16 protein-coding genes and 1 other RNA gene are annotated in these 25147 nt (G+C 56.0%); 6 read left to right on the plus strand and 11 right to left on the minus strand.

Annotated features, from left to right (window positions below; genetic code table 11):
• Positions 1–40: 40 nt before the first annotated feature.
• Positions 41–586: a hypothetical protein gene (locus J4D97_RS00490; RefSeq protein ID WP_208305920.1), complete on the minus strand. Its 546-nt coding sequence runs from the start codon at positions 584–586 to the stop codon at positions 41–43.
• Positions 587–696: 110 nt separating this feature from the next.
• Here J4D97_RS00490 and J4D97_RS00495 point away from each other — a divergent pair, with 110 nt between their 5' ends.
• Positions 697–1698: an acyl transferase gene (locus J4D97_RS00495; RefSeq protein ID WP_208305921.1), complete on the plus strand. Its 1002-nt coding sequence runs from the start codon at positions 697–699 to the stop codon at positions 1696–1698.
• Between the two features lie 89 nt (positions 1699–1787).
• Here J4D97_RS00495 and J4D97_RS00500 read toward each other — a convergent pair whose 3' ends face one another.
• Positions 1788–2945, minus strand: coding sequence for a sigma-54-dependent transcriptional regulator (locus J4D97_RS00500; protein WP_185283079.1), 1158 nt, complete (start codon positions 2943–2945; stop codon positions 1788–1790).
• 301 nt (positions 2946–3246) lie between these two features.
• Here J4D97_RS00500 and J4D97_RS00505 point away from each other — a divergent pair, with 301 nt between their 5' ends.
• Together J4D97_RS00505 and J4D97_RS00510 are read left to right on the plus strand one after the other, a co-directional pair.
• The gene (locus tag J4D97_RS00505; RefSeq protein ID WP_208305922.1) at positions 3247–4527 is read left to right on the plus strand and encodes a PQQ-dependent sugar dehydrogenase; all 1281 of its coding nucleotides are present in this window, start codon (positions 3247–3249) and stop codon (positions 4525–4527) included.
• Positions 4527–4970, plus strand: coding sequence for a c-type cytochrome (locus J4D97_RS00510; protein ID WP_185283081.1), 444 nt, complete (start codon positions 4527–4529; stop codon positions 4968–4970). Before J4D97_RS00505 ends, J4D97_RS00510 begins: the two co-directional genes overlap by 1 nt.
• 77 nt (positions 4971–5047) lie before the next feature.
• Here J4D97_RS00510 and rnpB read toward each other — a convergent pair.
• An RNA gene (rnpB, locus tag J4D97_RS00515) (RNase P RNA component class A) lies at positions 5048–5516 on the minus strand.
• 237 nt (positions 5517–5753) lie between these two features.
• Here rnpB and J4D97_RS00520 point away from each other — a divergent pair.
• Positions 5754–6983, plus strand: a complete 1230-nt coding sequence (locus J4D97_RS00520; protein WP_243900076.1) for a S8 family serine peptidase — start codon at positions 5754–5756, stop codon at positions 6981–6983.
• Between the two features lie 95 nt (positions 6984–7078).
• Here the strand turns inward: J4D97_RS00520 and J4D97_RS00525 are convergent, their stop codons facing one another.
• The 4 genes from J4D97_RS00525 to J4D97_RS00540 all read right to left on the minus strand — a co-directional run bounded on the left by J4D97_RS00525 (position 7079) and on the right by J4D97_RS00540 (position 12059).
• A complete protein-coding gene (locus J4D97_RS00525) occupies positions 7079–7600 on the minus strand; it encodes a hypothetical protein (protein WP_208305923.1) in 522 nt (173 codons plus the stop codon).
• 57 nt (positions 7601–7657) lie between these two features.
• Complete coding sequence (locus J4D97_RS00530) at positions 7658–9529, minus strand: M1 family metallopeptidase (protein WP_208305924.1); 1872 nt, start codon at positions 9527–9529, stop codon at positions 7658–7660.
• A gap of 204 nt (positions 9530–9733) precedes the next feature.
• Positions 9734–10837 (minus strand): Smr/MutS family protein, encoded by a 1104-nt coding sequence (locus tag J4D97_RS00535; RefSeq protein WP_208305925.1) that lies wholly within the window; start codon positions 10835–10837, stop codon positions 9734–9736.
• A gap of 277 nt (positions 10838–11114) precedes the next feature.
• Entirely contained in the window at positions 11115–12059 is a 945-nt protein-coding gene (locus J4D97_RS00540; RefSeq protein ID WP_243900077.1) for a DUF2279 domain-containing protein, read from the minus strand.
• Between the two features lie 224 nt (positions 12060–12283).
• On the opposite strand from J4D97_RS00540, the gene J4D97_RS00545 reads away from it, so the two are divergent.
• The gene (locus J4D97_RS00545) at positions 12284–15151 is read left to right on the plus strand and encodes an alpha-amylase family glycosyl hydrolase (RefSeq protein WP_208305926.1); all 2868 of its coding nucleotides are present in this window, start codon (positions 12284–12286) and stop codon (positions 15149–15151) included.
• Between the two features lie 131 nt (positions 15152–15282).
• Here the strand turns inward: J4D97_RS00545 and J4D97_RS00550 are convergent, their stop codons facing one another.
• Positions 15283–16134: an N-acetylglucosamine kinase gene (locus tag J4D97_RS00550; RefSeq protein WP_208305927.1), complete on the minus strand. Its 852-nt coding sequence runs from the start codon at positions 16132–16134 to the stop codon at positions 15283–15285.
• Positions 16135–16579: 445 nt separating this feature from the next.
• On the opposite strand from J4D97_RS00550, the gene J4D97_RS00555 reads away from it, so the two are divergent.
• Complete coding sequence (locus J4D97_RS00555) at positions 16580–19156, plus strand: cellulase family glycosylhydrolase (RefSeq protein ID WP_208305928.1); 2577 nt, start codon at positions 16580–16582, stop codon at positions 19154–19156.
• A gap of 156 nt (positions 19157–19312) precedes the next feature.
• Here the strand turns inward: J4D97_RS00555 and J4D97_RS00560 are convergent, their stop codons facing one another.
• From J4D97_RS00560 to J4D97_RS00570, 3 genes are all read right to left on the minus strand, one after another.
• A complete protein-coding gene (locus J4D97_RS00560) occupies positions 19313–20392 on the minus strand; it encodes a SusE domain-containing protein (RefSeq protein WP_208305929.1) in 1080 nt (359 codons plus the stop codon).
• A 77-nt stretch (positions 20393–20469) separates the two neighbouring features.
• A complete protein-coding gene (locus J4D97_RS00565; RefSeq protein ID WP_208305930.1) occupies positions 20470–22080 on the minus strand; it encodes a RagB/SusD family nutrient uptake outer membrane protein in 1611 nt (536 codons plus the stop codon).
• Positions 22081–22099: 19 nt separating this feature from the next.
• Positions 22100–25141 carry a SusC/RagA family TonB-linked outer membrane protein gene (locus J4D97_RS00570; RefSeq protein ID WP_208305931.1) on the minus strand — a complete coding sequence of 1014 codons (3042 nt, stop codon included), beginning with the start codon at positions 25139–25141 and terminating at the stop codon, positions 22100–22102.
• Between the last annotated feature and the right edge of the window lie 6 nt (positions 25142–25147).

Consider the following 25147-nt stretch of genomic DNA (forward strand, 5'->3'; position numbering starts at 1 on the left):
TCGCAGCATGACGGCTTTATTTATTATCTAAGTTTTTGAGCTACTGAATTGTAATCGGGTCGGTGAATACTTCGTTGCTCTCGTTTAGAGCGCGGTCAGCAATACTTACCCGAAACCGAATTGTTTGGCCAGAATAAAAGGGTAAGCCAACCGTCAGCTTCTGGTCAAAGTTGAGGGTCCCGCGTATTGGCTCCTTCCGGTCGTCTGCGGTAATGCGCGGATAGCGGCTGCTGTATCCTTCCAGATTGATATTCTGGAAATTACCATCCTTATCTTTTAGCTGAGGCTGCAAAAAGTAATTGTTGGTGTATTTGTTGAGCGTCCTATCCGGATTTAGATAGGCATAAGGCGGCAGCGCGTCGGCCCCGTCGTTGTTCAACCCTAAATCACCGTCACCGTCTCTATACGAAATAGTAATCCTAACGCTGTCATACGTACCGCTACTATTTGTAACTCGCTGCGACGTGATTTTTTCAAACTCAATACTGGGCGTATCCGGGTAGTCGGGCGCGGTAAGGCACGACGACACGCCAGCCCCGGCCAGCAAAAAGGAAGCACCTAGCACAAGCGTACGGATAGTGAGCATAAGAGGCGGCTAAGAAGATCCGAAAAGACGTTTCAGAGGACAACAAGGTACAAATTTCCCAACGAAGCGGGCGTTTGTTTGTTGTACGCTTCTAACCCCAACTTATCCCAATGAGTTTCCGGCAAACCTACCTACGTGCCCTACCTCAATTAACGGTAGAGCAGGCAGAAGAAACCGCTCTTGCACTCTTTCGTTATCAGGCCGTACACTGCCCGCCCTACGCCACCTACTTGGCCCAGCTCGGCCGCGACCCGCAGGCCGTGCAGCAGCTCACCGATATTCCCTTCCTACCCATCGAATTCTTCAAAACCCACGACGTGCGCACCGAGCCGCACGCCTGGGAAGGGCAGGAGCTATTCTTGAGCAGCGGCACCACCCTGCAACAGCGTAGCCGCCACCAACTCCGCGACCCGCAACTCTACCGCGACAACGCCGCCCGCATCTTCGAGCAATACTACGGTCCGCTTACTAGCTGGACGTTTTTGGCCTTGCTGCCGTCCTACCTGGAGCAGGGCAACTCGTCGCTCGTTGCCATGATTGACGATTTTGCCCGCCGCTCGGGGCAGATGCACGAGGCGTTTTTCCTGCGCGACCACGCTGCTTTGCTTGCTACCCTGGCCGAGGCGAAACGTGACCCGAACCGCCGCATCATGCTTTTCGGCGTGAGCTACGCCCTGCTGGATTTAGCGGCCGAGTACGGTCCCGCGCCCGAGCTACAAGACCTTACCGTACTGGAAACCGGCGGCATGAAGGGTAGGCGCCGCGAGATGATTCGGGAAGAGCTGCACCAGGAACTGCAACAAGCTTTCGGCCCCAGTGGCATCCACTCCGAGTACGGCATGACTGAACTGCTGAGCCAAGCCTACAGCTTCGGCGACGGCCGTTTTCACGCCCCTGCCCAGCTGCGCGTACTCCTGCGTGACCCCAGCGACCCGTTTGCTGTCAGCAACAACCGCCCCGACGGTGCCCTCAACGTCATCGACCTCGCCAATGTGGACAGTTGCGCCTTCATCGAAACCAAAGACCTGGCCCGTATGCACCCCGATGGTTCGTTTGAAGTGCTGGGTAGGATGGATAATTCCGACGTACGTGGGTGTAATCAGATGGCGTAAGATCAACTGTTAGTAATAAAAAGCATCTGTCATCCTGAGCTTGCGAAGGATGACAGATGCTTTTTATTCAGTTAACTGCCCGCCAAACCCTACTTCCCTGCAAACGCCTTGGCATCGCTTTCGGAAATGGTATCGTCGCTCATAATCACGAGGCGCTCTACCACGTTGCGCAGTTCACGGATATTGCCGCGCCAGTCGAGGCTTTGTAGGTACTTCATGGCGGCGGGGTCTACCTTCTTGGGCTTATTGCCATAGTCGCCGGCAATGTCGGCCAGGAACTTGGTGATGAGGGCCGGAATATCCTCGCGCCGGTCGTTGAGCGGCGGCACCTGAATGAGGATAACCGAGAGGCGGTGGTACAAGTCTTCGCGGAAGTTGCGGTCGGCAATTTCCTGCAACAGGTTCTTGTTGGTAGCGGCCAGCACGCGCACATTCACCGAGATTTCCTTCTCGCCGCCTACCCGGGTAATCTTGTTTTCCTGCAAGGCCCGCAGCACCTTGGCCTGCGCCGAGAGACTCATATCCCCGATTTCGTCTAGAAACAAGGTGCCGCCGTCGGCTTGCTCAAACTTGCCGATGCGCTGCTTTACAGCTGAGGTAAATGATCCTTTTTCGTGACCAAATAGCTCACTTTCAATAAGTTCGGATGGAATAGCGGCGCAGTTTACCTCAATCATAGGGCCGTTGTTACGGCTGCTCAGCTCGTGCAGTTGGCGGGCCACCATCTCCTTGCCGGCGCCGTTGGGGCCGGTGATGAGCACGCGAGCATCGGTAGGGGCTACCTTCTCGATGGCTTTGCGCACCACCTCTAAGGCCGGCGAGGTGCCTACCATCTGCGAGTTCTTGGCAACCTTCTTCTTCAGCGTCTTGGTTTCGGCTACCAGCTTGGTGCGGTCTAGAGCGTTGCGCACGGTGATGAGCAAGCGGTTAAGATCTGGTGGCTTTTGCAGGAAATCGTAGGCGCCTTTTTTGGTGGCATCCACAGCCGTGTCGATGTTGCCGTGGGCCGAAATCATGATGAAGGCCGCGTCGGGCGCTACGATTTGGGCGCGCTCCAGCACCTCAATGCCATCCATCTTGGGCATTTTGATGTCGCAGAGCACGACGTCGTACTTATCTTTAATAAGCATGTCGAGGCCAGTGGGGCCGTCCTCGGCTTGGTCGACTTTGTAGCTTTCGTATTCCAAAATCTCTTTCAGAGTATTCCGAATAGCTTTTTCGTCGTCGATGATGAGAATACGGGGCATGAAATAAATAGAGAAAGCGAGAGGTGCGTAATAGAGCGAAGGTAGCAAAAAGCCATGGGCAGCCGCACAACAAGTGAATGACGCCCTGATACCTGTGCTGGTAGGCTACCCAGCGCAAGAGCTAAAATGTATATACGAACGCTAAAGCAATGCTAGTTTGCATAGGAACTCATATAATAAACAATGAGTTTGCCCGGTAGTTTCTACAGGCACATCCGTACTAGGGTGGTCCTACCGTATCGACAAAAGCAACCGTCGGCAGTCGGCCGCGTTATTTGCCAGAATCACTACGCTTTCCTCCATGAAAAACACCCTGACTCGTTTTTTACTACCTGCTACGGCCGTAGCAGGTAGCCTTGCGCTGTATGCGCTAACTCCCCCGGCCCGGGTAGTGCCCGATGCCGATAACGCCGGCCTGAAGCTGCCAGCTGGCTTCGGTGCGCTGGTAGCCGCCGAAACCGGGGGGCGTGCCCGCCACCTCACCGTAACGCCCCAAGGCGTGGTATATGTGAAGCTGAGCCGGGTGAAAGATGGCAAAGGCATCCTGACACTACACCCCACCAGCACTGGCAAAGCCACCATTGCGGGCGGTTTTGGTGGCTATGGTGGTACGGGTATGTACAACAAGGATGGCTACCTCTACGCTTCGTCTGATGAGGATGTGTACCGTTACAAGCTCGACAGCAAAGGCGAAGTAACGAATCCTACCCAGCCAGAGATGATTATAACAGGCCTGATTAACCGCAAGCAGCACGAAAGCAAATCGGTGGTGCTCGACAACAGCGGCAACATCTACGTGAACGTGGGCGCCTACTCCAACTCCTGCCAGGAGCGCGACCGGCGCCCTGGCTCCCTGGGCATGCCCAACTGCCCCGTGCTGGACTCGGCCGGTGGTATCTGGCAGTTCAAGGCTAACAAGCTGAATCAGAAGTACGGTGACGGCATGCGCTACGCTACGGGCCTGCGCAACGTGGTAGGGTTGGACTGGAATCAGCAAGACAATAAGCTGTTTGTGATGCAGCACGGGCGTGACCAGCTGCACACGCTGTTTCCCGACAAATACACGGAGAAGGAATCGGCGCAGTTCCCGGCGGAGTGCATGTATGCTCTCGATAAAGGCGATAACGCGGGCTGGCCTTACATCTACTACAATCAGGAGCTAAACAAGAAAATGATGGCGCCCGAGTACGGCGGCGACGGCAAGAAAACCGTGGACGATAAGTACATCGACCCGGCGGCGGCCTACCCCGCCCACATGGCGCCCAATGGCCTGCTGTTCTACACCGGCTCCATGTTTCCGGAGAAGTATAAGAACGGCGCGTTCATTGCCTTCCACGGTTCCTGGAACCGCGCTCCTGAACCCCAGAAGGGCTATTTCGTCGTATTTCAGCCATTCAAAAATGGCAAGCCCAGCGGCAACTGGGAAGTATTTGCCGACAACTTTGCCGGCTCGCCCGAGAAAGCGGCCTCTGGTCGCGCCGACCACCGCCCCTGTGGCCTGGCCCAGGGCCCCGACGGCTCGCTCTACGTCTCCGACGACGTGAAGGGCACTATTTACCATATCGTTTACAACAAAAAATAATGAAGTCCCCTTTCCTAATTGCTGCCTTTGCGCTGCTTTCCCTACCTACCCTGGCGCAAAAAAAGCCAGCAACGCCTACCCAAAAGCCGGCTGCATCAGCCGTTTCGGGGGCAGTATTGGCTTCGGGCAAGAAGGTATACACGCAAAATTGCCTGACCTGCCACATGGCCGACGGTGGAGGCGTGCAGAACATGAACCCGCCTCTTAGCAAGACGAGCTACGTATTGGGCGATAAAACCCGCCTCATCAACATCCTGCTCAATGGCATGGAGGATCAGGACATTGACGGCGAATCCTACCAGAACGTAATGCCCGCCCACGACTTCCTCACCGACCAGCAAATTGCCGACGTACTTACCTACGTGCGCAACAGCTTTGGCAACAAAGCCAGCGCCGTGCAAGCCGGAGAAGTGAAGACTGCCCGCGCTGCGAAGAAAAAGTAGGAGCTTAGCCTCTGTCCTTCTCCTTTTTTAAGAGCAAAAAAGGCCGCTGCAACATCTGTTGCAGCGGCCTTTTTGTTGCTGGTAATGAGTCTGTAAGCCGGGTTTTGTACGCGTTGCCGCGCCTCCACCATTTATCTAGGCCAGTCCTCGCGGAAAGGCTCCATCAACCTACCCACGGACGCCGGACGAGCCGCCCGGTGCCCCAGCCCGAAGGCTGGAGCGTATCCGCTTATTTGGTCTTTCAACCCCTGAGGTTTACCCAGCCGACACGGTCACCCGGCCGCTGGTGCGCTCTTACCGCACCTTTTCACCCTTACCTTTTTTTGAGCTATTGGCTGATGGCTATTAGCTGTTAGCTTTTCTACAACGAGAGCTAACAGCTAGCAACTACTAGCTAACAGCCAAAGAACGGCGGTAATTTTCTGTGGCACTGGCTGTCCGAAGTTGCTTTACGCTTCTCCGTCCTTCCCGTTAGGAAGCAGGGTGCTCTGCGTTGCCCGGACTTTCCTCGTCGCCCAAGGGCGCCGCGGTGGAGCGACTCATTACAGAAGCAAAGGTAGTGCAATGAGAAATAGCAGGGCAATAGGCTTGCAAAAATCCATATTGGACAAAGCCGTTTTCTAATATATAGCCTAAATTATTTTTTACTATTTTAATATGAAAAAATTAATAAAAAGGCTAGTTTGATGAGCCAATTATATCCGTAATCGATTTCTGATTATAGAATACTTGGCAATTAGCTCTTTTCAAACACTCTTTCTCTCCTTTCTAAATCTTAGTAGCATGCAGAAAAAAGTACATCACCTGCGCCTCTCCTCCTGGGCTGTAATAGCTGCTGTAGCGGCTGGCTCGGCTGCCCTCACTTCCTGCTCCGACGAAATGGCCATGCCATCGGAACCAGTTGTAGCCACTGTAACAAACGACGCTAAATCGGCCGACGAGGATATAGCCGGTCAATACATTGTGGTGTTGAAGGACGCCGCCGTTGCTACCACTTCAGCCGACAACTATGAGGGAAAAGTGAAAAAAGTGAAAGCTAAGGCATATGGTCTGCTGAAAGCGCACGGGTTGAGCGAGCAAGCTGTGGGCCATGCCTACGGGCACGTGCTGAAAGGCTTTTCGGCTAAGCTATCGGCTGCTGAAGCTGCGAAATTGCGCATGGATGCCAGCGTGGCCTATATAGAGCAGGATAAAATTATTTCGCTGGGCAAGCCAGCGGCTGGCGGTGGCACTACTTCTCCTTCTCAAACCATACCCTACGGCATTGCGCGGGTAGGCTACGGCGACGGCAGCGGTAAAACAGCCTGGGTAATTGATACCGGCATCGACCTGGACCACCCCGACTTGAGCGTAGATGCCACGCGCAGCCGCTCGTTCCTGACCAGTGGTAAGGGCTATACTTCGCCCGATGATGGCAACGGCCACGGCACGCACGTAGCGGGCACTATTGCGGCCCTCAACAATAGCATCGGCGTGGTAGGGGTAGCCGCAGGCGCCTCGGTAGTGGCAGTGCGCGTGCTCGACTCGCGTGGTAGCGGCTCCAACTCCGGCGTTATTGCAGGCGTTGACTACGTAGGCGCCAACGGCAAAGCCGGCGATGTGGCCAATATGAGCCTGGGCGGCGGCGTATCGCAGGCCCTCGACGATGCTGTGCTACGTGCCTCTCAAGGCGGCGTGCTGTTTGCTCTGGCCGCCGGCAACGAAACTGACAATGCCAACAACCACTCGCCCGCCCGCGTGAATGGGGCCAACATCTTCACCATCTCCGCCATGAACAGCTCCGATAGCTGGGCGTCGTTCTCCAACTACGGCAACCCACCGGTGGACTACTGCATGCCAGGCGTAAACATCCAGTCTACCTGGATGGGTGGTGGGTACAACACCATCAGCGGTACTTCCATGGCTACCCCGCACATGGCTGGCGTACTACTCATGAAGGGTAAGAGCTTCACGACCAGCGGCACCGTGAAAAATGACCCCGACGGCAACGCCGACCCGATTGCACATTTGTAAGAGCGATGTTTTTCAAACAAGAAAGGCCAGCCTATATCGGCTGGCCTTTCTTGTTTGAAATGTATATTAATACACATGAACTTCGAAATAATTTGTTATAAATTATTTCGAAGTTGTTTAAGTTCTAAAATATATTTGTCAGTGACATCGCCCTTTATATGGCTAAGACTTTCCAGACCTTGTATAGCTGCGTCCAATAAAACCTCATGCTTTTTGCCTAAAGTAGCTATAGCAGCTATAGCTGCATCTTGAGAAGCAGCTCCGACAGGAATAGAAATAACTGCTTGAGATAATAAAGTATTTAAACTCATATTCGTTCCTGCACTTAACAATGCACGCATAGTATCCTGTTGAAGTAACATCTCAATTGCTTTCTCAGAAACTTGATACGTGTTTCTCGCATGTGCAGTATTCATTAGCTCACTGAATAATTTCATTAAATTAATATCAGCCTCAATACTAGCAGCTTTATTCAATCTAGTTTCAGATAGTGTTTTTAAACGGTATTGTTTAAGAGAAAGCCAAAGCCCAGCTGCTGCTGAACCTATAGCAATAATTGTTGTAAGAGGAACGCCGAGCTGCTTAATAATTAATGTTATGACGCGTAAAGTATCCATTGAATGAAATTAAAAGAAAATAATTATACCTATTGATATTAATAAAATCAGCAGGTTTTACCTACCCTCCCACACATTATCCTTCGGGAAGCTATCTGGCACGTAGGTGCTGCCTAGCACCATGCGCTTGGCCGTTTTGGTGGTTGAGATATCCAGCGTGACGGAGGTGTTGCCAGACTGCCACGCGGCCACGGAACGGTGCAGTTTGGTGGTGGTGCCGTCCGTGAAGGTCACCGTGAGGTCTACTGGTACGGGTTTGGTGCCTTTGGCCGCTACCGTTACCTGGTAGCCAGTGGCTTGCTTGGTCACGGTTTGGATAGCCAGATCGGGGTAGCCCAGGTCGAAGAACCAGCGCTGCCAGAACCAGTTCATATTTTGGCCCGCACCGGCGTTCATCGAGTTGAAGAAGTCGTAGGGCATGGGGTGCTTGCCGTGCCAGTTGCGGATATAGGTGTGGAGGGCTTTCGTAAACAACTCATCGCCGAGCATATCCTTCACGTAGAGGTAGCCCAGGCCGGGTTTGGGGTAGGAGTTGAGGTAAAACGGCGTACCTGTCTGCTGCGTGGTGAGCGTGACGATGGGCATATCTTGCTCGGTGTGGGCAAAGCGTGCGTAAGGCATCACGCCGTACTCATCTACTAGCTTAGGATCGATGAGGGGCGAGATAATCCACTCGCCAATGGTGGCCCAGCCCTCGTCCATCCAGCCGTATTTGGTTTCGTTGATGCCCATATAGAACGGGAACATCGTGTGGAAAATCTCGTGGTCGGTGAGCGTAATGGCGTCCTCGCGGGTTTTGGTGGGGTTGTCGTTCACCATCATTGGGTACTCCATCTGGTCGAGGCCGTCGAATACGGTTTCGTGGGAGTAGGGGAAGGGCCACTTCGGGAACGTGTAGCTCATGGCCTCCACCGTGCGGCGGGCAAAATGCACCACTTCTTCAAAATCCTTGTGCTTGGGATTGTAGGCCGCATCTACGCGGGTACGGCGCTTGGTGGCGGGGTCTACCACCAAGCTGCTGGCCTGCCAGGCGTAGTGATCGGAAGTAGCAAATACGAAATCCACGACATCCTGCGCCTCAAAGTGCCAGGTGTTCTGCGCGTTATTTGTTGTGATGTTCTTGCGCTTGGCCTCCGCGGCGCTGATAATTGTGATAACGTCGTCCTTTTTCTCCGCGTCTTGTAGGCGCTGGGCGTACTTCTTTTGCAACACCTGCTGAGCGTTGCTGAGCGTGCCGGTAGCCCATACCACAAAATCCTTGGGCACGGTGATATCTGCTTTGAAGTTGCAGAAGTCGTTGTATAGCTCCGCCGAGCCGGTGTAAGGAATACGGTTCCAGCCGTCGATGTCATCGTACACGGCAATGCGCGGGAAGAAGTAGGCCACAAAGTCAGCCCCCGGCTCTACCTCGCCGGTTCGTTGGTGCGAACCTTTGTTGAGGGTGTAGGAGTAGGCCACGGTTACTCGGGCTGTCTGCTTGGGGCCAATGGCCTTGGGCACGGAAACCGTCATGTTGGTAGCATCTATGCGGCGCACGCTTTCATCGGTGGCTTGGCCGTTGATGGTCAGCTGCTCAATCTGCACGCCGTCGGTGAGGTCGGCGGCAGCGAAGCGGGTGTCGCGGGGGGCGCCCTTTTGGTAGATGTTGGGGTAGAGCTTGAACACCAACTGCCGCAGCGAATCGGGGCTATTGTTCTGGTAGGCAATATCCACGGTGCCTTTCAGCAAGCGGGTAGCCGGATTGAAATTAACCTTAATGGTATAATCGGCCGTGTTTTGCCAGTAGTTGGGGCCGGGCAGGCCGTTTTCGGCGCGGGTGCCAGCGGCATAGGTGGCCGCCAGGTTGCGTGGGATGGGTAGGGGCTGTTGCGCTTGGGCGGCAAAGGAACCAAGCGCCAGCTGAGAAGCGAGAGAAAGGGTGCGAAACATGGCGCAAAGTACGCAATAAGCGAGCCTGGCTTTCTATAAAACCCTACGCGTACCAAAGCGCAAAAAACTCGCCTGTCATCCTGAGCTTGCGAAGGGCCTTATTACGCGAGAACGGGTCGTTGGTACGATGGTCGTTCAACCGGCAAAAGGTCCTTTGCAAGCTCGGGATGACAGACGAGTTTTTATCAGGATAGCAGTTGCTGCTTACTTCAGCCGCACCAGGGTAGCGCCGTAGCCAAACTTCTCCTTGCGGGCATCCTCAAAGAACTTGATGTCCTTGTTCCGGCTCAGTTGCTTGTGAATCTCCTTGCGTAGCGTGCCATTGCCGGCCCCGTGAATGAACACGATTTCATGCATGTTGGTAGCCAAAGCCCGCGACAATGCATCTTCAAATGTATCCATCTGAAGTTTGAGCATGGCAGTGTTGCTGAGGCCTTCGGCGCCCTCGGGGCGTAGGGCTTCAATGTGGAGGTCCAGCTCGTGGGGCGGGGCCACTAGGGCTTTGGCGGGCTCCTGGGTAGGCGCCACGGTGGCGGGCTTGGCGGGCGCGTCGCCGGAGAGTTGGGCCTTTAAGGTTTCGGCCAGCTTCTCGGGGGTAGGCGGTGCGAGGGGCGCGGCGGGTTTCTCGTCGAGCTGAAAGAGGTATGCTTCTTTCTGGATGATGGGTGCCTGCTGACGGCTCTTGTAGAAGGTAGCTGCCTTGAACTGCGTGCGCTTGCTGAGCAGATCGTAGGCCGTGGTGCCGTTGAGCTGGTGGGGGAGAAGCTGCACCAGCACAGCGGGCCACTTATCGAAATCCTTCAAATGCCAGTGGCCCAACGGCTTGCTAGCAGCTTTGGGATCGAGCTTATCAGAAGCCAGGCCGCGGTAGGTGCCGTCGGGGCGCTCCTCGCCGTAGGTGTAGAGCACGTCGGCATCAGTGTTGTTGATGACGTGCACGGCCAGCAGCTCCGGCGACTGGTGCACCAGCGCCAAGTACAGACCTTTGGCAATCTTAACAGGAGGTGAGGTAGGACCGCTTCCTTTTTTAGTCGAACCTGATGCAGATGCTGCTGCGGGCTTTTCGCCGGCGGCCTGCGCAGCGCGGGCGGCCCCAGTGCTAGCGGCTTTGCGCTCATTGGCCACGGCAGCAGCCGTTTTGCCGAAGGCTTTCTGCTCCTCTGCGGCTACCACTACCACCTCCCGGCGCAGCACCGGAATCGTGAAATCGTTATCAATGGCAACTTCTACCAGCTCATTATCGAGCAGGCGGGTAACAATGCCTTCTTCGCGGCCAGTCAGCAGCCGCACTCTATCTCCTACTTGCATATCTATTATGAGGGGGTGGGTTCAATGTCAGAATACAACAAAAGTAACGGCCAAACGGTGGTAGCGTTGCTTATTAGTTGTCAGGGGTGAATTGTTAGTTGTCAGCTGTGAGTTATCAACTATCGGTTGGCGCGCATGCCCAGGGTTGAAACCCTGGGCTACTGTACTGAGGTAGTTCTATCGCTCTTACAGATCAGTCCAGAGCGCTACCCTCGGAAAACAAGCGTCCACAAAATCCGCGTAATCCGAAAAATCCGAGCGAATCCGTGGTTCAGACTTAATAATACAAGCCATGCAGCACCAACCCGCGCCGACTATTGTACTCCAAGGCCGGCGCGGGTAGGTGGAAGATGCTGGCTACGTAGAACACGCGGCGTAATAGCTTGCTACGGGTAGGAATGCGGCGCAGGTCTACGTCTAACGTGAGGTAGTATTGGCGGTAGGCGCGCAGGCCCAGGGCAGCGTTGGCGTCGGCATCATTGTATACCATTTGCTGAGCGCTGTAGCCCACTGCTGGCTGTAGCCAGCGGGGCCAGCGCGAGGCGGTGGGCATAAACGCGCCCACATCGAAGGCCAGCCAGTAGGTCTGGCCGTTGTAGTCCTTCAGCAGGCGCTCGGCGAAGGAGCGACCCAGCACGTTAGGCCGCATAGCCGCGTAGCGCGTGGTATGAAACGACACTTTGGGCATGATGCGCACTTCGTTCCAAGCCAGCTGCTGGCCAATCAGCCCCGCCGAGCCCAGAAAATTAGCTGCCAGATCGGTCGCCGACGCGCCATACTCGGGGTCGTGACCGTCGAGGATTTCAATGGGACTTTGCAGCATAAACCCTACAAAGCCGCCGTACCAAATGGCTTTACGGTCGTCGAGGCCCGCCCAGCGCAGCATGTCTACGGCGCCCCGGCTTTCGTGGAAAGCCCCCCAAAAGTGGCCGGCCTTGTCCATCTGCTTCCACTCTGGGAAGTCGTCAAACCAATGGAAGCTGCTTCGCTCGCCCGTGTACCAGGCTTTGCCGAGGCCGTAGGTGAGGCCAGTGTAGGTAATTACCAATCCGCCAGCCAGCAGGGGTAGGCGGCGGTTGAGGTGGGCTTGCCGCGCCGAATCGGGTAGGGCAAGCGGGACAGACGGAGCCGACGCAGAATAAGAGAAGCCGGAAAGCTGCGGTGCCGTGTGCAACTGGGCTAGCGCTTGCGCTTGAGTAGGTTGCTGAGGTAGGAGCAGCAAGCTCCAGAGTGAAAACCAGCAGCAAAGAGAGTGAAAACAGGACATTCAGCGGCGCAAGCAGTAGCAGGCAGCAAAACTACGCACAATTCGCGGGTGCAATTAGATACTGGGAAAAGACAATGCGTACCTTTGCTATGCAAACGATTACGGAGCCGAAAAACAGCGTTTTCGTACGAATCCGTTATCGTACTGCTTTTCAAATTCCCATTTTCTTAACGTTCTAAATGAAAACAATTCGACTCTTCTGTTTACTGCTAATGGTGCTAGGTAGTGCGTCTGCCTCCTGGGCGCAGGTAGTGACGGCTACTCCTACCTTTTTCCGCGCAACGGATCAGGTAACCATCACCTTTGACGCCACCAAAGGCAACGCTGGTCTGGCTAACTACACCGGCGACGTGTACATCTATACCGGCGTCATCACCAACCTGAGCACCACGCCCAGCGACTGGAAGCACGTAAAAAACCCAAACGGCTTCAGTACGCCCATTGCGGCCGAAAAGATGACGGCGCTGGGCAACCGCCGCTACAGCATCACCTTTGTGCCCGAGGACTACTACCCCGGCCTGAAAGGCTCCGGCGAAACCGTACGACAACTGGCCATGGTGTTTCGTGGGACCAATGGCACGCCCGAGGGCAAAGGCGCTGGCAACACCGACATTTTCTTGGATGTATCGCAAACTACAGCTTTGCAGGCCAGCATTACGGCGCCAGCCACGAGCAACAACAACCCGGTACTGGTGAGCGGCGGCTCGGTGTCCGTGACGGCTACGGCCTCGGCGGCGGCTACCCTTACCCTCACCCTCAACGGTACGCAGGTGGCGCAGCAGGCCAGCACTACCTCCCTTTCGGCCACAGTGGCCGTTACGCAGCCCGGTATCAACACGCTGGTGCTCACGGCCAACGACGGGACTACCACCGTTACGGATCAGCGCCTGCTGCTGGTGCAGCCTACCATCACCACGGCTGCCTTACCCGCCGGCGCGAAGAAGGACGGCGTGACCTACCTGAACGGGGGCACCTCCGCCATTCTGAGCCTGACGGCGCCCGGCAAGCAAAGCGTATACGTGATTGGCGAATTCAACAACTGGCAGCCCACAGCCGCCACCCTGATGAAGCGCACCGACGCCAACGACGCCGAAAACGGCCGCTGGTGGGTGCAGCTTGACGGCCTCACGCCCGGCCAGGAGTATGCCTACCAGTACTTGGTAGATGGCAGCCTGCGCATCGCCGACCCCTACACCGAAAAAGTGCTGGACCCCAACAACGACCAGTACATTCCGGCCGTTACCTACCCCAACCTGAAGGCTTACCCCACGGGTAAGACCACCGACATTGTATCGGTGCTGTCGCCGGGCGCAGCCGAGTACACCTGGACCACGACCAACTTCCAGCGCCCAGCCCGCACCAACATGGTGATATACGAGCTGCTGGTGCGCGACTTCGTAGCCCGCCACGACTACAAAACCGTGACCGACTCGCTGGCCTACCTCCAGCGCCTGGGCGTGAACGTGTTGGAGCTGATGCCCGTCAACGAGTTTGAGGGCAACGAAAGCTGGGGCTACAACCCCTCGTTCTACTTCGCTCCCGACAAATACTACGGCACCAAAAACGACCTTAAGAAGCTGGTTGATGAGTGCCACCGCCGCGGCATTGCTGTGGTGCTGGACATGGTGTTGAACCACTCGTTCGGCCAGTCGCCGATGGTGCAGCTGTATTTCGATGGCGACAAACCTGCTGCCAATAGCCCGTGGTTCAACCAGGATGCCAAGCATCCTTACAATGTGGGCTACGATTTCAACCACGAAAGCGCCTACACCAAGTATTTCACGAAGCGTGTGATGCAATTCTGGCTACAGGAATATCACATTGATGGCTACCGCTTTGACTTGGCCGGTGGTTTCAGTCAGGTGCAGAAAACGGAGGCTACCTATGACGCTGTGTATGACCCTACGCGCATTGCCATTTGGAAAGAGTACTACGACTACCAAATGAGCGTCGACAATACGTCGTATCCTATTCTGGAGTCATTTGCCGCCAACCAAGAAGGTAAGGAACTAGCCGACTACGGTATGATGCTGTGGGGCAATCTAAACCATGCATACAACCAAGCCACGATGGGTTATAGCGACGGCTGGGATTTCAACTGGGGCTATTATCGGCAGCGCGACTGGAACCAGCCCAACCTGATTACCTATATGGAAAGCCACGACGAAGAGCGTCTGCAATTCAAGAATGCAGCTTTCGGCAACAGCAGTGGTAGCTACAACGTGAAGGACTTGGCGACAGGGTTGAAGCGCGACGAGATGGCAGCAGCCTTTTTCTTCACTATACCTGGTCCGCGCCTGATGTGGCAGTTTGGAGAGGTAGGCTACGACTACAGCATTAACGTGTGCGCCGATGGCACGACCATCAGCAACGACTGCCGCCTCAGCAACAAGCCCATCCGCTGGGACTACTACCAGCAGGCCGACCGCCGCCACCTCTTTGACACCTACCGCGCCCTGATTGCACTGAAAAAGCAGCCTTTATTCGCCGCGCTTACCTCCTTCTCGCAGGAGCTAACCGGGCAGGCCAAGGCCATTCACCTATCAAACGGCGACCTGAGCGTGACGGTGCTTGGCAACTTCGGTGTGACGGCAACCACCGTCAACCCCAAATTTCAGCAAACCGGTACCTGGTATAACTACCTCACCAGCACGCCCATGAACGTGGCTGATGCCAACGCGACCATCACGCTGCAACCCGGCGAGTATTTCGTGTATACCAACAAGCCCATCACCAAGCCCGCCAACTCAGTGCTGCCCGTAAAAGGAGCGCAGGCCATGAGCGGCCTTAAATTGCTGGCCTCGCCTAACCCTACGGGTAGCACCGCCACGCTCTACTACGAGCTAACCAGCGCCGCGCCTACCGTATCGGTGACCGTACAGAACATGCTGGGTGCCACCGTACGCACCATACCTGTATCGGGCCGCCAGACCAGCGGAACCCACGAGCTGACGCTGCCCGTGGCTAACCTGGCCAATGGCATCTACTTCGTGCGCTTGCAAGCCGGAACGCAGCAGCAAACCACGCGTCTGGTGGTGCAGCACTAGGCTGATGTGATGATTGTTTTCAAACAAAAAAGGCGTCTCCAAGTGGAGCCGCCTTTTTTGTTTGAAAGTCTGTACTACTGAGCCGAGTCGAAGTATGACTGGCTACTATACCAGCGCATCAACTCATCAACCTATTTCTTGCTGAGTACGGTGTGGTAGGTTACCAAGTCGTCAATAGGGGAGCGGATGATTTTGCCAACTTCCATGTTGTGGTTTTTGGCCGCCTGCGTGAGGGCGTCGCGGAAGTTGTAGCCCACCGAGCCGATGCAGTTGAAGCTGTAGTCCTGGTAGTTGGGGTAGTGCACTACCAGGTTGTCGAAGAACGTGTTGAAACCTTCCAACACGATTTCGCGGCAGTAGCTCACGTTGTTGTGGTCGTAGGCGAACTTGGCGAAGCTAGCGAGGAAGCGGTTGGGTAGGGGCTGATTGTAGAGGCGGTCGAAGATTTCCTCGTTGTCCAGCTCGTATTGCTTCTGGAAGGCCTCTTGCAGGCCGTCGGGGAGGTAGCCGCGCATGTAGTCGCGCAGCAGACGCTTGCCAATGAACGAGCCCGAGCCCTCGTCGCCCAGGAAATAGCCCAGCGAGTCGATGTTCAGCGTCACGTCCTTACCGTCGTAGAGGGCCGTGTTGGTGCCCGTGCCCAGGATGGCAGCAAAGCCCTTTTCCAGACCCAGCAGGGCGCGGGCGGCGGCCAGCAAATCGTGTCCCACGTATACTTCCGACTGCTTGAACACATGGCGCATGGCAGCGGCTACGGTTTCCACCTTCTCTGGGGTAGAGCAACCAGCACCGTAGTAATACACCTCACTAATGGCCGGCAGGTCCAGGTTGTCGGGCAGGCTTGTTTCGAGTGACTCAATAATTCCCTGGGTGCTGATGAAGTAGGGATTGTAGCCTTCGGTATTGAAATAAATGCGCGTGCCCGCGTTGTCGATTAAGCACCAGTTGGTTTTGGTGGAGCCGCCGTCAGCGATGATGATCATGGGTAGGGTAGAAGAAAGTAAAAGAAGAAATGCGCAGCATCCTGGGGTAGAATGCATACTGTACTACGTAGCGCAGAATAGCGAAGCACGGAAAAGTTTTCGGTAGTTGAAAGCCGTAGGCCATGATGTTATTGGAAAGCAATGATATAGTGCAAGAAAAAAACCGCTGATTGGCTGAACAGATAGGTTTCGAAAGAAGGCGAAAGGGAGTGATCAACATCAGCGAAAACAACGCAATCAGCTCGGCGTTGCTGAGTAGGGTAGGGAAAGAGCAAATAGTAACAAACTGCAACGCAATGGCTGGCCAGTAGGGGCGTTGGTTTTCCGGGTTAGACAAACGTTTGCGTTAACTTGCCACTGTTTTAAAGTCGGCGGCCTGATGCGGGCACTGCTTCGCTCACTCGAGTGCCGACTTACGCTTACATTCTCCCATTTTATCTTCCTGATGCAGAAGCTTTTTCTTTCGTTGTTCTTCTTTTTGTCTTGCTCTCTGATGGTGGCGCCGGCTGCGTGGGCGCAACAGCAGGCAGTTCCCAAAGGCGACGTATATGTTGACAAACAGGGCGTGCTACGCTGGCAAAAGGGTAAGCAGGAGGTAGCGTTGTTCGGCGTTAACTATACCACGCCGTTTGCCTATTCTTACCGTGCCCACCGGCGCCTGGACGTGTCGCCGGAGCAGGCCATCGAACAGGACGTATACCACCTCGCCCGGCTGGGCGTCGATGCATTTCGGGTGCACGTGTGGGACGTGGAAATCACCGATACGGTAGGTAATCTGCTGGAAAACGAGCACCTGCGCCTGCTCGACTTTCTGGTGGCCCGCCTTAAGGAGCGGGGTATTAAAATTATCCTGACGCCCATTGCCTACTGGGGCAATGGCTACCCCGAACCCGACACGGCCATGACGGGCTTCTCGTCTATTTACGACAAAGGCCAGGCCTACACCAACCCGCGCGCCATCGCGGCGCAGGAGCGTTACCTCACGCAGTTCCTCAACCACCGCAACACCTACACCAAGCAGCTCAACCGCCAAGACCCCGACATCATTGCCTTCGAGGTGTGCAACGAGCCGCGCTACCACGAGCCCGCCGCGCAGGTAACGGCCTTCGCCGACCGCATGGCCGCCGCTATTCGCAGCACTGGCTGCCACAAGCCCGTGTTCTATAACATTGCCGAAAACCCACAGGTGCACGAAGCCATCCTGAATGCCAAAGTGGACGGCCTCACCTACCAGTGGTATCCCGAAGGCCTGGTGAGCGGCCACACGCTGCGCGGCAACTTCCTACCCTACGTAGATCAATACCCGATTCCCTACCGTCAGGATAAGCGCTTCACCTCGAAAGCGAAGATGGTGTACGAGTTTGAGTCGGCCGATATTTTGCAGCCTATTATGTACCCGGCCATGGCGCGCAGCTTCCGGGCCGCGGGTTTTCAGTGGGCCACGCAGTTTGCCTACGACCCCCTGGCCATTGCCTACGCCAATACCGAGTACCAAACGCACTACCTGAACCTGGCCTACACTCCCTCGAAAGCCCTGAGCCTACTAATTGCTGGGCAGGTATTTCGGCAAGTGAAACGCGGACAGGCTACGCCGGCCTACCCCACCGATTCTACGTTTGGGGCCTTCCGCATCAGCTACCGCGAGCAGCTCAGTGAGATGAACACGCCGGAAGCATTTTATTACACTAGTACCACGCGAACACAACCCCGAAAACCCGCCGCCCTCCGGCACGTGGCCGGGGTAGGGTCGTCGCCAGTGGTAGGCTACGGGGGTACTGGCGCCTACTTCCTCGACCAGCTGGCTTCCGGCGTGTGGCGCCTAGAGGTGATGCCCGATGCCGTGCAGGTGGATGACCCTTTCGCGCAAACCTCGTTGCAACGCACCGTCACGCGCATCGAGTGGAACACGCAGCCGCTACGTATTTCGCTGGCTGATCTGGGGCAACAGTTCACTGTGCGCGGCCTCAACGAGGGCAATGCTGCCCAGGCGCAGGCCGCCAACGGAGCAGTAGCTGTGCGCCCCGGCGTATACCTGCTAGCGGCTTCGCAGCAGAAAACCACTGTCTGGACTTCCCAAACGCGGTTAGGTACGCTGCGGCTGGGTGAGTTTGTGGCACCCGCGCCCACCGTTGCCGGACTACAAGTGGTGCACAAGTCCTACCCCCAGGTAGCGGCTGGGCAGCCGCTGCGCCTCACCGCCAACGTGGTAGGCCTAGCGCCCACCGACAGCGTATTGCTGGTGGCGCAACACTACTACGGCCGCACCCAAACCATTCCTATGCAGCGCGGGGCCTACCCCTTGTTTGAGGTGAGAGTACCCGCTGAGCTGCTATATCCCGGTCAGCTGCGGTACTGGGTAGTGGTGAAGCAAGGTAGCAAAACCACTACGTTTCCGGGCAATGTTGCGGGCTCTCCACGCCAGTGGGATTACGCCCACCCCGAGCACTGGGAAACAGCCATTGTGCCAGCTGCCGCGCCGCTTCCCCTGTTCACCGCCGCCACCGACTACGACCAGGTGGAGCTGGGCCGCATTGGCGAGGGCAGCTACGCTGACTACGTGACCACGCCTGCTACGGGCACGCTGGCCGTGCGCCTCATCGCAAAGCCCGATGCATCGGCTGCGAAAGACCAGCCCGCTATCTGTTTACGCTCATACTTTGGGGAGAAAACCCGCGCCCGCAGCGCCAATTTGGCCGCATGCCGGGAAGTAGTGCTCACGGGTCAGGCCAGCCAGCCCGGCACAACTGTGCAAGTGGTGCTGGTAACTAAAGACGCTGCCGCCTACGCCGCTACTATCACCCTGGGCACCGACCGGCAAGCCATCCGTGTGCCACTTACTGACTTCCGGCCCGCGCCGTTGCTGCTGAGCCCACGGCCCTACCCCAGCTTCTTACCCCTCACATTTCAGCCTGCCACCCAGCCGCCTACCCTGCGCCTGACCGATGCGGAGGTGCTACAAGTGGTACTGCCGGCCGTAACAACAGATCGGCACGTGGATGTGGAGTCGGTGCAGCTGCGGTAAGGGCAAAAGATTTCCATGACCTAACAGCTGTGCATTCATACAGCATGTATGCTGCGGCCAGCAAGTCCCCCGCAATGGTCACCAGTAACGGCTACTCATACAAAAAGGCTCCTGATTACTATCAGGAGCCTTTTTGTATGGGATAAGAGCAGGAGGTTAGTTTTTACGAATAGAATACGAGTAGTTACCCGCACCCTGGCTTAAATCAAGCGTAACCAGGTAGCTACCAGCTGCCGTGGGACCTTTGATGTTGTCGCCGCCAGCATCCAGTACGCCGTCTGCCTTGGTGTCACCGTAGTTGATATCCCATTTGTTGTTGGCTCTGAATTTAACTTCACCGCCAGCACTCAGGTTCATCGTAGCAGACCAAGTGCCGGTGGCAGTATTGTAGGTTAGCGGCGTTTGATTGTCCCACCCGCCGGGGGTAGCAGAACCGATGGCTGCCCAAGTAGTAGGCGTAGCCGTCCACGTCAGGTTAGGAACATTTACTACCAAGAGGTAGTAGCCTTTAACGGGTAACGAAAGGTCACCGGCACCGCCATCTGTAGAAAGTTTGCCCGAAACCTCCTTCGTAGTAGGATCAGTCGTAATAGTACCCGAACGACCGTAGTTGGTGCTAGTCCAGTTAGGCGCACTTGTAAACTTGAATGTAGAATCAGTGAAATTCACGTAGCCTTCGTACGTGCCGTTGTTGGCCGGCGAGGCTATCTTGGGTGCTTTTTCAGGAGCCCAGTCTTGGTACTTACCTGGAACGTACAATGATGGGTACGCAATGATGGATAAGTAGGGCATGGCTGTTACGGAAGTAACGCCCGATTGCTGCGCATACGTAGTGTTGCTGCTCACGTTTGAGAGCACACGTGCATCTAGCTGGCCAGTTGAGCCCGGTGCAATTCCTAAAGCCAGCAACGTGCTGTTTAATTCTGCTACCGTAAATGCCCGCTTGGTAGCAGTAGTAGTGAATTCGCTAGGTGATTTAAAATTGTTACCCTTCACGTCAAGCTGCAAGGTATAAGATACAGCAGCAGGGTAGCCGTAATCGGCGTTGGTCCAATTGAAAACTACGGCTTCTTTAGCCGCATTGTCGGCAGAAAGTGCGCCAAGGGCTGTAGATGAAGCTGTAAGCGTCGGCCCGCCATTCGAGCTAATTACCGCTCTATCTTCGTCCTTTTCACACGCGGTAAGGGCTAGGGCAACTGCACCTATTCCCAGTATTTTGGTAAACCAAGTTTTCATTGTGTGGGAAATTATAATGTCGGAAAAAGGAACCAGACAGGCTGCCAAGTGCCAACTGACGCTTGGCAGCCTGCTTATTAATAACCTGGGTTCTGCGTCAGGTTGGGGTTCACGCTCAGGTCAGCGGCCGGAAGTGGGAACAAGCGACGGTCGTCGGATACGGCCCGGCCACCGGCCACACCGCCCTTCCAGGCCCACAGGTAATCGCCCGTGGTGAAGCGCTCATAGCGAATCAGGTCGGTACGGCGGGTAGCCTCCCAGTACAGCTCGCGCGAACGTTCGTTCAGGATGAAGTCCAGCGTGAGCTGCCCGCTGGTGATGTTGCCAGCAGGGGCATTGTTGAATGCCCGCGCCCGCACACGGTTCACGTAGGTGAGAGCCAGGGCCTGGTCGCCGCCGCCGCGCAGGGCTGCTTCGGCGTACATCAGGTACACATCAGCCAAGCGGAACATCGGGAAGTCAGTATCTACAAACACCAGATCGGAGCCAGGAGCGCCGGTAGAGGAGATGTTCTTGAACTTGATGGGTACATAGCCATCGGTGAAAGTGGTTTGCGACGTCACTTCCAACGACTGGCCGCCCGTCACGAACTTAGCCCGCGCATCGGCAGCCGTATCCGGGAATTGCTGGTACAGGCGCGGCGTGGTCCGAATACCGCCCCAGCCACCATCAATACCATAGCGGGCAGGATTCCAGAAGGAGTTGGCGGTGCCCGATACAGCGGCGTGCGTCAGGAAGGTAGTACCGCCATAGGTTTGCGTCCGCTTGCCGTCATACACAATCGGGAAGATGATTTCCTTGCTGGTGTTGTTGTCGGTCCGGAACAGGTTCTTGTATTGCGGCGTCAGGGAGTACACACCGCTGTCAATCACGCGTTTGGCGTAGGTAGCGCAGTCAGCGTTACGCTCCGTGCCGGTGTATACTTTGGCGTTGAGGTAGAGCTTCGCCAGCAGCGTCCAGGCAGCAGCTTTGTCGGCGCGGCCATAGAGGTTCTGGCCGGGAGCCGCCAGGTCGGCGTCAATGGCTTTCAGCTCCGACTCGATGTAGGTGAATAGCTCAGCCCGGGTAGTTTGACGAGGCGGAGTGGTGCCTCCAATCTCGTCGTTTTCCGTGGCGAAGGGTGGGTTGCCGAACAAATCCAGGGCGTGGTAATACGCCAAAGCCCGCAGGAAACGAACTTCTGCCCGTAGGCGCTGGATGTTGGTCAGGTCAGCACCCGTGATGCCGCGGCTGCTTAGGTTGGCATCGGTAGCCTGCACCAGGAAGCCGTTACAGAGCGTTACCTCGTAGAGAATACGGCTGTACAAACCCCGAATCAGCACGCCGCTAGACGTCCAGTTCATGTTGTGCCAGTCCTGCACGCCGGGGTCACCCCATTGGATAACCGCCTCATCGGTGGTCAGCTCCTGCGCGCTCCACAAAGAGCGAACGTAGTCGGAAGTGCCCTGGTCAATGCCCAGAATGTCACCCGTAGCTGCATCAGGACCTTGGCCACCCGTTACGGCAAAGCCGCTGTACACCTTGGCCGCTACGCGCTGGTAGCCCTCGGCATCCTTGTATACGCTCTCCGTATTCAGGTCATAGGTTGGTACGCGGTCCAGGTCGTCATTACACGACGTAACCGCCAGCATCGAACCGGCAACGAGGCCCAGGCCCAAAGTGCGACGAAAAATATATGATGTTTTCATTATACAATCAGAGAGACAATTATAGGCTGAGGTTCAGGCCAATCGTGTAGGTGCGGGGGCGGGGATACACGTTGTTGTCAACCCCGTTGAAAATCTCCGGATCGAGACCGGAATACTTCGTGATCAGGAACACGTTTTGAACAGCAGCCGTCAGGCGCAGATTCCCGCGGTTGCCCATTATTTTGCCGGCGTCGTAGCCCAGGGTTATGTTCTCCATCCGCAGGAAAGAAGCGTTCTGGATGTAGTAATCCGAGGAATAGCGCTCCTGCTTCAGGTTGGTGAAACCCGTGTAGAGGGCGTCTTGGGTAGCGTTGGTTATCACCGTGGGCTGGCTGGTGAGACCATTGTAGGTACCGTTCTGCGAATTCACGTTATTGTACAAATAGCTGCCAAGCTGGCTGCGCAGCGTGAAGGCCAGATTCACGCGGTCGTAGCTTACGTTGGAGCTGAAGCCCAGGATAACGGGCGGCGCGGCCTGCTTGTACACGTACCGGTCATTGCTGTTAATGATACCGTCACCATTCAGGTCGGCGTACACGTCTTGCAGCGGCTTGCCATCCATTCCGTACACTTGCTTGTACACGTAGAAAGACGAAGACGGCTCGCCTACCCGGTAGATACCAATGTTGGTGCCGGTACCGCCAGCTACGCCATTGTTTTCAATACCGGCAAAGCCTTCTACCTGTGGCCCGAGCGACAGAATCTTATTCACGTTATAAGTACCGTTGGCGTTCAGCGTCCAGTTCCAGTGCTCGCCCTGTACCGGCGTCGCGTTCAGGTTCAGCTCGACACCTTTGTTTTCCAACGAACCCACGTTCGACACCAGCTGGTTGGTGTAGTTGGTCAGGATTGGAATAGGAATAACGGCCAGTAGGTCTTTGGTTTTGCGGTAGTATACGTCTACCGAGCCGCTCAGGCGGCCATCCAGGAAACCATAATCAATACCGGCGTTGTAGGTGGTGGTCTGCTCCCACTTCAGGTTGCGGTTGAAGCCCTGCGGAGAGTAGGGGATATAGTACTCATACTGACTAGTAGCAGGATTGTAGAAGCCATACTGCGCCTGTAGCGAGTTCACAACGTAGCGCTGAATGTATGGGTAGTCGCTGCCCGCAGCACCCACGATGTCCTGCTGACCCGTGATACCGTAACCAGCGCGCAATTTCAGGTCCGAGAACGTGTTGTTGTCCTTCAGGATCGACTCGTTCTTGATATTCCACGCGGCCGAAACGGCGGGAAACAAGGCGTTGCGATTCTCGGGCGAGAAGCGCGACGAAGCATCGTTACGCAATGTACCCGTAAGCACGTACCGGTCGTTGATGCTTAGGTTAGCGCGGCCGTAGTACGAAAGAATGGTGTATTGCGTGCGGAACGGATTAACAGGTGCCGCCCGGAAAACGGTGGTGCCATCGGCCAAGTAAGTAGGCAGATTGGGCGAAGTCTGTACAAAGTCCTGGTAAGAGTAACCGGCCAGCACATCCAGGCGGGTTCCGCCGAGTTGCTTGGTGTAGTTGAGGTAGGCTTCTAGCAGCTTGTTGTCGCGGTTCTGGGCGTAGCGGTTAAAGGAGCCGCCCTGGCGGTCGGTAATGGCAGGATCCAGTGGCCGGTTGAAATACGCAGCTGCGGCCGTTGCATCAACCAGGTTGCTGCCGTTACTGCGGGTGATGTCGTAGCCCAGGTTCACGTTGGCGTGCAGGTCGCGGAAGAAGGGTAGGGCGTAGTCCAGCTGAATGTTGCCGATGCTCCGCTTCACGGTGCTCCGGTCGCGGCGCAGCTCCAGCAGGGCCACTGGGTTGCGGGGTACGTTCTGTTGGGGCACACCGCCGGCGCTTTGCAGATACTCGAAGTAGCCGCCGTAGCCTTCGGCGCCGCTGCGCACAGGTTGGGTAGGATCGAAGGCCAAGGCTGCACCAACGGCACCAGCGTCAGCAAAGTTGTTATCGATGATCGAACCCTTCAAGTTTAAGTTCACTTTCAGGGTGTTATCGAACAGAACGGGGGTAAGGCTGATAGAGCCCGTGTTACGAATAAGGCGGTTGGTGCGCAGAATACCCTGCTGCTCCAGGTTGCCGTACGAAACTCGGAAAGGCAGTTTGCCCGCTGCGCCGGCCACGCTCACGTTGTTATCGGAGGTGAAAGCCGTGCGGAAAATCTCGTCCTGCCAGTTGGTGTTGCTGGAACCCAGCAGGTTGCTTTTGGTGGGGGCCACGCTGGCTACGGTATTGCGTAGCTGATTGGCCGATAGCACGTCTACCGAGTTGTAGCGCTTCGAGACAGAAGCCAGCGAGCTAACGTTCACCGTTATTTTCTCGCCCTGCACACCCCGCTTGGTGGTGATAAGGATAACGCCGTTCGAGGCACGCGAGCCGTAGATAGCCGTGGCCGATGCGTCTTTCAACACCGTGTAGGTCTCGATGTCGTTGGGGTTGATGAGGCTCAGCGCGTTGGCGGCGCCACTCACGCCGCTATTGTCTACTGGCACACCGTCAATTACAATCAGCGGGTCGTTGCTGGCATTCAGCGACGAGCCCCCACGGATACGGATGGTGGTAGCCGAGCCGGGGGCACCACCGCCGGTCGTGATCTGCACGCCAGCTACCTTGCCCTGAATCAGCTGCTCGGGGTTGGTTACCTGGCCCTTCACGAATTGCTTCTCATCAATCTGCGTCACGGCACCCGTCACGTCTTCTTTGCGCTGCGTGCCGTAGCCTACTACCACTGCTTCGTTCAACAGGGTGGTGTTTTCACCGATTACCACGTTGGGTACGGCCGTGTTCTGGCCATTGTTTACCGTAATGGGTTGGCGTTGCGTATTATAGCCTACGAAGGAAATAATCAGTGTCTGCGGGCCGGTGGGTACGCTCTGGATAGAATAGGTACCATCGGCATTGGTGGAGTTGCCAAGCGAGGTGCCTTCTATCACAACGGTTACGCCGGGCAAGCCCTGTTTTTGTTCGTCCAATACGCGGCCACTCACGGAGCCGGTTTGGGCGAATGCGCCGGTGAAACCAGCGCACACAAATAGCAGGAGAAACAGTAGTTTCACCAGGTAAGGGTGTTTCATTGAAAA

The organism is Hymenobacter defluvii (assembly GCF_017589435.1).
Lineage (GTDB): Bacteria > Bacteroidota > Bacteroidia > Cytophagales > Hymenobacteraceae > Hymenobacter > Hymenobacter profundi.

Excerpts from the sequence above, each read along its gene's own strand:
- J4D97_RS00545 (WP_208305926.1), top strand. The coding sequence starts at position 12,284 with ATGAAAACAATTCGACTCTTCTGTTTACTGCTAATGGTGCTAGGTAGT.
- J4D97_RS00525 (WP_208305923.1), bottom strand. The coding sequence starts at position 7,600 with ATGGATACTTTACGCGTCATAACATTAATTATTAAGCAGCTCGGCGTT.
- J4D97_RS00520 (WP_243900076.1), top strand. The coding sequence starts at position 5,754 with ATGCAGAAAAAAGTACATCACCTGCGCCTCTCCTCCTGGGCTGTAATA.
- J4D97_RS00490 (WP_208305920.1), bottom strand. The coding sequence starts at position 586 with ATGCTCACTATCCGTACGCTTGTGCTAGGTGCTTCCTTTTTGCTGGCC.
- J4D97_RS00555 (WP_208305928.1), top strand. The coding sequence starts at position 16,580 with ATGCAGAAGCTTTTTCTTTCGTTGTTCTTCTTTTTGTCTTGCTCTCTG.
- J4D97_RS00505 (WP_208305922.1), top strand. The coding sequence starts at position 3,247 with ATGAAAAACACCCTGACTCGTTTTTTACTACCTGCTACGGCCGTAGCA.
- J4D97_RS00510 (WP_185283081.1), top strand. The coding sequence starts at position 4,527 with ATGAAGTCCCCTTTCCTAATTGCTGCCTTTGCGCTGCTTTCCCTACCT.
- J4D97_RS00570 (WP_208305931.1), bottom strand. The coding sequence starts at position 25,141 with ATGAAACACCCTTACCTGGTGAAACTACTGTTTCTCCTGCTATTTGTG.
- J4D97_RS00495 (WP_208305921.1), top strand. The coding sequence starts at position 697 with ATGAGTTTCCGGCAAACCTACCTACGTGCCCTACCTCAATTAACGGTA.
- J4D97_RS00560 (WP_208305929.1), bottom strand. The coding sequence starts at position 20,392 with ATGAAAACTTGGTTTACCAAAATACTGGGAATAGGTGCAGTTGCCCTA.
- J4D97_RS00550 (WP_208305927.1), bottom strand. The coding sequence starts at position 16,134 with ATGATCATCATCGCTGACGGCGGCTCCACCAAAACCAACTGGTGCTTA.
- J4D97_RS00530 (WP_208305924.1), bottom strand. The coding sequence starts at position 9,529 with ATGTTTCGCACCCTTTCTCTCGCTTCTCAGCTGGCGCTTGGTTCCTTT.
- J4D97_RS00500 (WP_185283079.1), bottom strand. The coding sequence starts at position 2,945 with ATGCCCCGTATTCTCATCATCGACGACGAAAAAGCTATTCGGAATACT.
- J4D97_RS00535 (WP_208305925.1), bottom strand. The coding sequence starts at position 10,837 with ATGCAAGTAGGAGATAGAGTGCGGCTGCTGACTGGCCGCGAAGAAGGC.
- J4D97_RS00565 (WP_208305930.1), bottom strand. The coding sequence starts at position 22,080 with ATGAAAACATCATATATTTTTCGTCGCACTTTGGGCCTGGGCCTCGTT.